Here is a 9,642-nt window from a genome sequence, read left to right as displayed (position 1 = left end):
TCCGGCGTAGCTCAGCGGTAGAGCAGTTGACTGTTAATCAATTGGTCGTAGGTTCGATCCCTACCGCCGGAGCCAATCTTCCAAAATCTTCACGACTATAAAAACACCCTGCCTCAGGCCGTGCGCCATAACTCAGGGCAGATGATAAACGGTTTCAAAGGTTCATCCTCTAATTTTTTCATTCCATTCAACTCAAAGTTGAGGGATAAGTTCCCAATTACATTTGCATTGAAGGACTTAGTCTGGGCCCAAGTTATTAGCAGGCTCAGGTGAACTTGAGATAAATTGAAAGAAGATTTTATGCCGGTCACGCTTGTCCCAAAGCCAAACCAGGCAGATCAGAAACGCCACTGGCAAGTCGCGAAACGGACATACGAGCATAAGGAAGTATCATGAAGCAGGTGAACTGTTTGATCATAGGTGCTGGCTTTGGCGGCATTGGTATGGGCTACCAGCTCAGACAAGCGGGAATCGACAGCTTCGCAATACTCGACAAGGCCACTGAATTTGGGGGCACTTGGCAGCATAACACCTATCCCGGTGCGGAATGCGATGTGCCCTCGCATTTGTATTCTTACTCTTTCAGCAAAACGCCGGACTGGAGCCGAAAATGGTCGGGACAGAAAGAGATTCTGGATTACATCCGGGATTGTGCGGAAACATTCGGAGTGATCGCGCATTTACGCCTTGGCTGCGCCGTCACTTCAGCAAGCTTCGATCCGACAAGTGAAATGTGGACTGTGACGACCAGGGGCAATGGAGATGAAACCTATCTCTGCCGCCACGTGGTTTGCTCGGTTGGTCAGTTGCACTTTCCCAACCGTATTGGGATACCGGGGATGAAACTCTTCGGGGGAACCATATTCCATTCTGCCGAATGGCGCCATGATATCGACCTGAAGGACAAATCGGTTGCCGTGATTGGAAATGCAGCCAGCGCGCTGCAGTTCATCCCAGAGATCGCCAAACAGGCACGCAGTCTGACAGTTTATCAACGCACGGCAAATTGGGTCATGCCCAAAGGCAACAAGACCTATGGCGAGAGCTTCAAGTCGCTGATGCGTTCGATGCCTTTCCTTCAAAAACTTTATCGGTTCCGCCTTTGGGCCGAGAATGAATTCAAGATCTTTCCAGTCATGAAAGGATCGAAACTGCACGAGATGCTGATGCAGAACATACTGAACCGGCATCTGGAAAAGACGATATCGGACCCAAAACTCCGCGAGGCGCTTCGGCCCAAATACCCGCCCGGCGCGCGTCGTCTTTTGGTCTCGGACAGCTACTATCAGACTTTAAACCAGGACAAGGTTGAGTTGGTGACGGACGGAATCGACTGTTTCACCAAAGACGGGATCAAGACCACAGACGGTACCGAACGCAACCATGATGTGGTCATTCTTGGCACTGGGTTCCAATCCAACCCCTTCCTGCAAGCTATTGATATCAAGGGACGTGATGGTATCTTGTTGCGCGATGTTTGGGATGAAGGTGGTGCGCGGGCCTATCTTGGCATCTCGGTTCCCAAATTCCCTAATCTGCACATTATTTACGGACCAAACACAAACCTTGGCCACACGACGGTTCTGGCCATGATCGAAGCGCAAATCGGTTTTGTCATCCAACTTATCAAGGCGGCCGATCACGGCACGATCGAAGTAAAACCTGAGGCGGCATTGCGTTTCGATGACGAGATGCAACAGCGTCTTGCCAAAAGTCAGTGGGCGCGGATCGAGCGCAGCTATTACAAAGATGGCGAGCGGATAACCACCAACTGGCCCGGCAGTTCATTCGAGTATTTCAGGCGCACGAGGAAGCCCAAACTGGCAGATTTCAGGCGTGGAACTTCAGAAGGCTGAGGGGCTATAGATCTACGTTCGCCGCGAAGTCAGAAAACCCGGCAAACCATCTCGCTTGTGTCTGCCAGGCCAGTGATCTTGCGCTAGGTACTCAGCACATCTTTGAAGTCTTCCCGCAGGTTGCGTTTCAGGATCTTGCCAGTCGCGTTCAGTGGCAGCGCGTCCACAAAGACTACCCTGTCCGGGATCTGCCACTTGGCGATCTTACCACCAAAAAACGCCAGCAATTCTTCTTCGCTTGGGTTTGCCCCCTCGGCTTTCACCGCCACAAGAACGGGCCGTTCGTCCCATTTCGGATGCGGCACACCCACAACGGCTGCGCCTGCCAGCTTTGGATGTGCCACCGCGATATTTTCGAGCTCGACCGAACTGATCCATTCACCGCCGGATTTGATGATGTCCTTTGAGCGATCTCGGATCGTCATATACCCGTCCGGGTCCAGTGTCGCCACGTCGCCAGTGGCAAACCAACCGTCTTGCAGCAGACCCTGATCCTGCATCATGAAATAGCTGTCCAATACCCAGTATCCGCGCACCATCAGGTCTCCCTGTGTTTCACCGTCACGCGGAAGCTCATTGCCGAAATCATCAACGATTTTCAATTCGACCCCATAACAAGGACGGCCCTGACTTTCCCGAAGCCCATACTGCTCTTCTTTGGGCAGTTTTCCATGTTTCGCCAAGGGCTGGTTCGCGGTTCCCAGCGGGCTCATCTCGCTCATCCCCCAGGCGTGGACTGTATCGACACCATAGGTTTCGCGGAACGTCTCGATCATCGACGGCGGACATGCGGCCCCACCAATAACTGTGCGCTCAAGACTGGACAGTTGACTGCCCGACTTCTTTGCAGAGGCCAGCAGACCCTGCCAGATCGTCGGCACGCCCATGGCCAGTGTCACCCCATAGCTGTCAATCAAATTGACCAATGCCTCGCCATGCAAATCTGGTCCCGGTAATACCATCCGAGACCCCGACATCGCGCAAGCGTACGGCGATCCCCAAGCGTTCACATGGAACATCGGCACAACTGGGAGTACCACATCCATCGCCGAAAACCCGATCACGTCACGCGTGTTGGATCCAAAACTGTGCAAAACTGTCGAGCGATGGGAATAGAGCACCCCCTTGGGGTTTCCGGTTGTGCCCGAGGTGTAACAAAGGCTTGAGGCTGTGTTTTCGTCCAGTCTGGGCCATTGAAAGCCGGAATCACCGGTTTCGATCAGCTCATCATAGAACTGCACCCCTGGAACCTGCGCGATTGCGTCATCATTCCGCGGACCCATTAACACGAAATGCTGCACCTCTGTCAGTTGGTCCTTCAAAGCGGCGACAAGCGGGATGAATGTGGCGTCGAAAAACAGAACCCGGTCCTGCGCATGATTGATGATATAGGTCAGCTGCTCTGGAAACAGCCTGGGGTTTACGGTGTGGCAGACGAATCCAGCACCCGAAGTGCCATAGTAGATTTCCAGATGGCGGCGGTTGTTCCATGCCAATGTCGCTATCCGAGCGTGCGGTTCCAGCCCAAGACCTAACAGTGCAGAACCTAATTTTCGTGCGTTCGCGGCGACTTGCGACCAGTTCGTTTCAGTCAAGCTGCCGTCAGTTTCGACAGAATATATCTCGGTTTGGCCATGATAGCGATCGGCATGCTCGATCAGTGACGAGATCAGCAACGGTTGCGTCATCATTTGTCCCAGCATGGACATCCTCCCTGTGTCGGGGCCGCTTTTTGCAGCACCTTCTTGTTTGCCACGCATCTTCTGCAATCGGCGCGGTCAAAAGAAACCCTGCCAAGCATTTAATTGTCTGACAATAGAAGAATGCGTCATGCCAGGGCTGTAAAGCTGGCTTTTATTCGGTTTCCCGGTGCAACATGGCATAGGCAACAAGGGCGGCGGTTGACCCGTCTTTGGTCTCGGTACCTTCTGCACCGTCCACGATTGGCCCCAGTGAAGTCGCCAGTTCCTTGCCCAGTTCAACGCCCCACTGGTCAAAAGAGTTGATCCCCAACAGGACCCCTTCGACGAATACGCGATGCTCGTACAGGGCAATGACCTGACCCAGAACAAAAGGCGTTAGTTTGGGGTACATCAGCGTGGTCGAGGGACGATTGCCAGCAAACACCCGATGTCGGGCCTGACGTTCGCATTCTTCACCCGTCAACCCTTTGTCGGCCATGCGCTGCCGCGCCTCGTCCAGCGATCGGCCGCGCATCAGCGCCTCGGACTGGGCCAGACAGTTGGCCAGCAGCAGCCGGTGATGGTGGGTCAGCTCAGGTTCATGTCCCTCGGCAGCGACCATGAATTCGCAAGGGATAACGTCTGTGCCCTGATGGATCAGCTGATAAAACGCATGCTGACCATTGGTACCAGGCTCACCCCAGACCACCGGACCCGAAGGAATGGTCAGCGCACTGCCGTCCATGGCAACGGATTTGCCATTCGACTCCATCTCGAGCTGCTGAAAATATGCGGGCAAGCGCAGGAGACGCTGATCGTATGGCAGCACGGCCCGGCTGGCATATCCCAGAACCTGCCGATGCCAGATACCGGTCAAAGCCAACATCACCGGCATATTCTCGGACCAATCGGCGGCGCGAAAATGCACGTCCATTGCCTGTCCACCACGCAAAAACGCGTCAAAGGCCGTCGAGCCTACGGCAATCATCACCGGCAGGCCCACAGGCCCCCAAACCGAATAACGTCCGCCGACCCAATCGGCGAAACCAAACACGCGCTGTTCGGGAATGCCAAAGGCCTGAGTCTTGTCCAAAGCACTGGAAACCGCAGCAAACTGTCGGGCCGGCTCCCCGCCGCCATCGACCATCCAGGCGCGCGCGGTGCGGGCATTGGTCATGGTTTCAATGGTCGTGAACGTCTTGGACGCGACAATCACAAGTGTCCGCGTCGGATCCAGCTGCCGTAGAACATCGGCAATATGTGCCCCGTCTACATTCGAGACATAGTGCAGCCGCGGCCCGTCGTGATACGGAGCCAGTGCATGCGTGGCCATAACCGGTCCCAGATCAGACCCACCAATTCCGATATTCACCACATCGGTAAAGCTGCCCCCTGCCCCGGCCACCGCGCCACCGCGCACCTCTTCGGCAAAGACACGCATCCGCTGCAGCGTATCCAGAACGCCAGGCATGACATCCAGACCATCCACGTCGACCGGACCGCCATCCAGATTCCGCAATGCCGTATGCAGAACCGAGCGTTCTTCGGTTTCATTGATCTTGGCACCCGCAAACATCGCGTCGCGCCTGTCGGCAAGCCCCGCCTCGTCGCATAGGCGGATCAGGGCTGCGCGAATATCTGCGTCAATCTGCGTCTTTGAATAGTCAAACAGCATATCGCCCGTTGAGGTCGAGAAAACCTGTGCCCGATCCACGTCTTGTTCGAACAAGTCCAAAATGGAACGACCGCCATCTGACGCAAATGCCTTGAGAGTATCCAGGTTCATAACTCTACTCCGCCCAATGGACCGTCATGCCGCCCAACACAGCAGCAATCGGCGCCTCTTTGGGATGCAGGGACATGGCCCGGTCCAGCGCCTTGCGTTTGGTTTCCCCAAAAATCACCAGATGCTTAGACAATGCGCCGTCCAAGACCGGAGCCGTTAATGTAATCCGCGCCTCGGGCTGAACTTCGGGTCGGGCCACGGCCAAAGGTGGCGCATGCCCGTCCAATGCGGCGGCCAACCCGTCCATCCCCGGAAACAGCGAGGCGGTGTGCATATCTTCGCCCATACCCAGCATGAGAACCGAAAGAGGCAGCACAGGCGCAATCAAGCTTTCAATTTCGGGCAGCACCGATTCCGGATCTTTGCCATCCAGATACAGCGGCACATATTGCGCGACCGAGGCGCGATTGGTCAGCAAACGCTCTTGGATCAGCCGCGCATTTGCGCGATCGCTGTCGCTGGGCACGCACCGTTCATCCGTTGGCAGAATTCGGACCCGATCCCAATCCAAATCAGCGGCGCACAATCCGTCAAAGACCGGCCCGGGTGTGGTACCGCCCGGCACAGCAAAAGAGACCAGATCGTGATGCAGCAGCGCCGCCTCAAGATCTCCGGCGATAGCATTGGCCACGTCGATGGCTAGCATATCCCGGTCGGCGTATTCCTGAATTTTCATGGGTTTATCCCTTGCCAACGGCGACCGTCCCGTTTCATCAGCAGCTCGGCGTCGCCCGGCCCAGTGCTGCCGCTCTCATAAGGTTTCGGCACGTCGCCACGCGCCTGCCATCCTGCGATGATCGGGTCTGTCCAGGCCCAGGCGGCCTCGACCTCATCACCGCGCATGAACAGCGTCTGATTGCCTCGGATCACATCCATCACCAGACGTTCATAGGCGTCTGGCGGGTCCTGGTTCTCGGCGCCCAATGCCTCGGCAAAGCTCATATCCAGGGGCACGTCGACCAAACGCATACCTCCTTGCCCGGGCTCTTTGATCGTCACTTTCAGCGTGATGCCCTCATTTGGCTGCAGGCGGATCGACAGCGCATTCGCATGACGCCCGGCATCCGCTCCAAAGATCGAGTGCGGCGCGTCTTTGAACATCACGTTGATCACCGAAGACCGGGCCACAAGGCGCTTGCCCGTGCGCAAGTAGAACGGTGTTCCTGCCCATCGCCAGTTGCTGATATGCGCCCGCAGCGCCACATAGCTTTCCGTGGTCGAGCGCGGATTTCCAACCGCTTTGCGGTAACTTGAACTTTCGCCCTCAAACTGCCCCCGCACGATATGATGTGGCTTTACTGGGTCCAGAGCGCGAATGACCTTGAGCTTTTCATCACGCACCGCATCCGGGTCGAACTTGGCCGGAGGTTCCATGGCGATCAGGCACAAAAGCTGCATCAGGTGGTTCTGCATCATGTCGCGCATTGCGCCTGCGCGCTCGTAATACTCTTCACGGCCGTTAATTCCGACGGATTCGGCTACGGTGATCTGGATATGGTCGACATACTGGCTGTTCCAAAGTGGTTCGAACAACATGTTGCCGAACCGAACAGCCATCAGGTTTTGGACGGTTTCCTTGCCCAGATAGTGGTCGATTCGATAGATTTGACTTTCCCTGAAATGCGCGGCCAGCGTGGCATTCAAAGCTCGCGCACTTTCCAGATCATGGCCAAAGGGTTTTTCAACCACGATCCTCGTCTGCGGCGTAGTCAGATCATAAGCCTCGATCCGTTCCGCCAGAGGGCCAAACAACCGCGGCCCCACCGAAAAATAGAACGCCCGAACCCGATCCGGCTGAAGTTTCTGCGCAAGCTCGACCCAGCCATGATCCGCAACAGCATCCAATGTCACATAATCAACCCGCTGCAAAAACGCGTTCAGTGCAGCGGTGTCCTGACTGTGTCGTCCGGCATGTGCCTCAAGCGAGTTGCGGACCAAATTGCGGAACTTGTCACGGTCGTAATCCGTTCTGGCCGCCCCGATTACTTGCGCGCCTTCAGCCCACTGGCCAGCACAAAACCGGCGAAACAGAGCAGGCAGGATTTTACCCTGCGCCAGATCGCCGGTTCCGCCAAAAATGACCAGATCAAAGGGGTCTACAGGTATGACGCGAGAAACCATGTGTTTTCCTTACCTTGCCCTATGCTCAATGTCCAATGTTAGCGCAACCATTTTTGCGGATTTCCGCGACATCAATTCTCTGTCAGCTCACCCATGTCTCACTTTGCGAAACGGTCTGAAACCTCTAATTCAAGGTGACAACAGAAAAGAACCGGAAACCGGAATGAAAGACAACGCCCCTCAGATCGTCAATATCGGCAAGTTTCAAAACAAATTGGTGACAGCGGATGGCCAGACTCGTGCCTCGGTGGCGTTGACCAACCCCGAGACGCTCTGGTTCAATACCGGGACTTTGTGCAACATCGAATGTGTCAACTGCTATATCGAAAGCAGCCCGACCAATGATGCGTTGGTCTATATCTCGGCGGATGAAGTGCGAGACTATCTGGACCAGATCGAAGACAGAAACTGGCCCGTGCGTGAGATTGGCTTTACCGGTGGTGAGCCGTTCATGAACCCCGACATGATCGAGATGGCGCGCGCTGCGCTGGAACGCGGCTATGAGGTGTTGATCCTGACCAACGCCATGCGGCCAATGATGCGCCAGAAGATGCGCGAGGGATTGACTGAACTTCAGCGCGACTACGCTGGGAAACTGACGCTGCGGGTATCGCTCGACCATTATCGTGCCGACCTGCACGATAAGGAACGTGGCAAAGGCAGTTTTGACAAAACCGTGGAAGGTATGAAGTGGCTACGCGATGGCGGATTCCGGATGGCTGTTGCCGGCAGAACCGTATGGGGCGAGGACGATGAAAAAAGCCGTCAGGGATATGCTACGTTATTCAACCACCACGGGTTTGGCATCGACGCGCATGACCCTGCGCGAACGGTCCTTTTCCCGGAAATGGACGAGACCGTGGAAGTGCCGGAAATCACCACCGCCTGCTGGGGTATCCTGAACAAATCTCCTGCATCCGTGATGTGTGCCAGCGCCCGGATGGTGGTCAAACGCAAAGGCGCTGAAAAACCGGCTGTTCTGGCCTGCACGCTGCTGCCTTATGAGCCGGAATTCGAGATGGGCCATACGCTGGCCGAGGCGGAAGCGGACGTGCATCTGAACCATCCGCATTGCGCCAAATTCTGCGTCCTGGGCGGGGCCAGCTGTTCGGGGTGATCAGTTCAGTTCCGGCGATTTCCAGAACTTTGAGCCCGACGCGCCCGCTGCCACGCGCCACCCTTTCTTGGACAGTTCAAAAAAAGACCGGCCATCGGTGAAGCGCACGGTTTCCGTCGTGTTTTCATCGCCGTACATGGCGCGGGTTTCGGCCGTCGCGTCATAGCCCTGGGTGATGAACTTATCCAGATCAGCAGGGGTTTCGAACATGATCACAAACTTGGATTCAAAGCCGCCGATGCCGATCGCGCCACCCACGCCGCCTGTTCCCATGTTCATATATGTGTGCTGGTCGGTGTCCATTGACACCGCCACACCCCGCCCATACCCAGCCGAGACTGGAAACACCGTAACCTTGCGCGAGTCGAACACGGCATAGCCGGCACAGACCTCGTACAGCGCACGCGCTTCGGGATCTTCGGCCAGCAACTGATCCAGAATCTGCGTGGCCAATGTGTCCAGCTTGGCGCGCGTCTCTTCCGGAGTGGCCTCATTGCTTAGCAATTCGGTGGTCGAGTCAACCGTACCCTCAACAGCTTTCGCGCCTTTATCGATTGTCTCGCCAACGGTTTCGGCCCCTTGCCCTACAACGTCAGCCGCGTTTGACGCGCCTTTTTTGATCTTGTCCAAAACTCCCTCAGCGGCGACTGGCCCACCAAGCAAAACGGCGGCGACAAACAGCAACATTCTGGGCATGCGGCATTTCCTTAGCTGATCAATGGTTTGGACACGACCCTAGCCTAAGAAAATCAAATGGAACACGCCCTTTCGTTACACAGCCAATAATCTGTCAGGGCGGCTAATTCACCCGAAACTCGCCAACTTGATTGCGCCACTCTCCGGGCGCGATCATCTTACGGTGGGTGAATTTTACGGAATGTAAGGGGCCTTCGATCTCTCGCTGCCAGAAATCAATGAACTCGAACAGTTTCGGATGATCCGGCGCCAGATCGTATTCCTGCCAGATGAAGGTGTTTAGAACATGGATATAGTCGGGCATGTGGTAGAATAATTCCGCCGTTGTCAGCCCATATCCTTTAAGCATCAATTCCGTTTCGCTGCGCTCCATTTCGACCTCAA

General features: G+C 55.6%; 8 protein-coding genes and 1 tRNA gene. 3 read left to right on the top strand and 6 right to left on the bottom strand.

The genetic code is table 11. The features are described 5' to 3' along the window. Both AC2FHW_RS05250 and AC2FHW_RS05245 read left to right on the top strand, forming a co-directional pair. Window positions 1-75, top strand: a tRNA-Asn gene (locus AC2FHW_RS05250). 317 nt (window positions 76-392) lie between these two features. Next, complete coding sequence (locus tag AC2FHW_RS05245; RefSeq protein ID WP_496821530.1) at window positions 393-1,856, top strand: flavin-containing monooxygenase; 1,464 nt, start codon at window positions 393-395, stop codon at window positions 1,854-1,856. Between the two features lie 83 nt (window positions 1,857-1,939). On the opposite strand, the gene AC2FHW_RS05240 is transcribed toward AC2FHW_RS05245, so the two are convergent. The 4 genes from AC2FHW_RS05240 to zwf all read right to left on the bottom strand — a co-directional run bounded on the left by AC2FHW_RS05240 (window position 1,940) and on the right by zwf (window position 7,445). Beyond that, window positions 1,940-3,559 carry a long-chain-fatty-acid--CoA ligase gene (locus AC2FHW_RS05240; protein WP_271947299.1) on the bottom strand — a complete coding sequence of 540 codons (1,620 nt, stop codon included), beginning with the start codon at window positions 3,557-3,559 and terminating at the stop codon, window positions 1,940-1,942. A 151-nt stretch (window positions 3,560-3,710) separates the two neighbouring features. Then, window positions 3,711-5,324, bottom strand: coding sequence for a glucose-6-phosphate isomerase (gene pgi / locus AC2FHW_RS05235; RefSeq protein WP_496821528.1), 1,614 nt, complete (start codon window positions 5,322-5,324; stop codon window positions 3,711-3,713). Window positions 5,325-5,328: 4 nt separating this feature from the next. Next, entirely contained in the window at window positions 5,329-6,000 is a 672-nt protein-coding gene (pgl, locus tag AC2FHW_RS05230; protein ID WP_142633575.1) for a 6-phosphogluconolactonase, read from the bottom strand. Further along, window positions 5,997-7,445 carry a glucose-6-phosphate dehydrogenase gene (gene zwf / locus AC2FHW_RS05225; RefSeq protein ID WP_496728327.1) on the bottom strand — a complete coding sequence of 483 codons (1,449 nt, stop codon included), beginning with the start codon at window positions 7,443-7,445 and terminating at the stop codon, window positions 5,997-5,999. The genes pgl and zwf overlap by 4 nt, the downstream gene beginning before the upstream one ends. A 163-nt stretch (window positions 7,446-7,608) precedes the next feature. Here zwf and AC2FHW_RS05220 point away from each other — a divergent pair, with 163 nt between their 5' ends. Further along, window positions 7,609-8,562, top strand: coding sequence for a radical SAM protein (locus AC2FHW_RS05220; RefSeq protein WP_496813479.1), 954 nt, complete (start codon window positions 7,609-7,611; stop codon window positions 8,560-8,562). On the opposite strand, the gene AC2FHW_RS05215 is transcribed toward AC2FHW_RS05220, so the two are convergent. Then, window positions 8,563-9,258, bottom strand: a complete 696-nt coding sequence (locus tag AC2FHW_RS05215) for a lipid-binding SYLF domain-containing protein (RefSeq protein ID WP_496821526.1) — start codon at window positions 9,256-9,258, stop codon at window positions 8,563-8,565. A 103-nt stretch (window positions 9,259-9,361) separates the two neighbouring features. Further along, entirely contained in the window at window positions 9,362-9,631 is a 270-nt protein-coding gene (locus tag AC2FHW_RS05210; RefSeq protein WP_142633572.1) for an usg protein, read from the bottom strand. Window positions 9,632-9,642 lie beyond the last annotated feature (11 nt).

This window comes from Ruegeria sp. YTSA108 (assembly GCF_059610185.1).
Note: the sequence above shows the minus strand (reverse complement) of the source record. Positions and strands in the feature narration are given on the sequence as shown.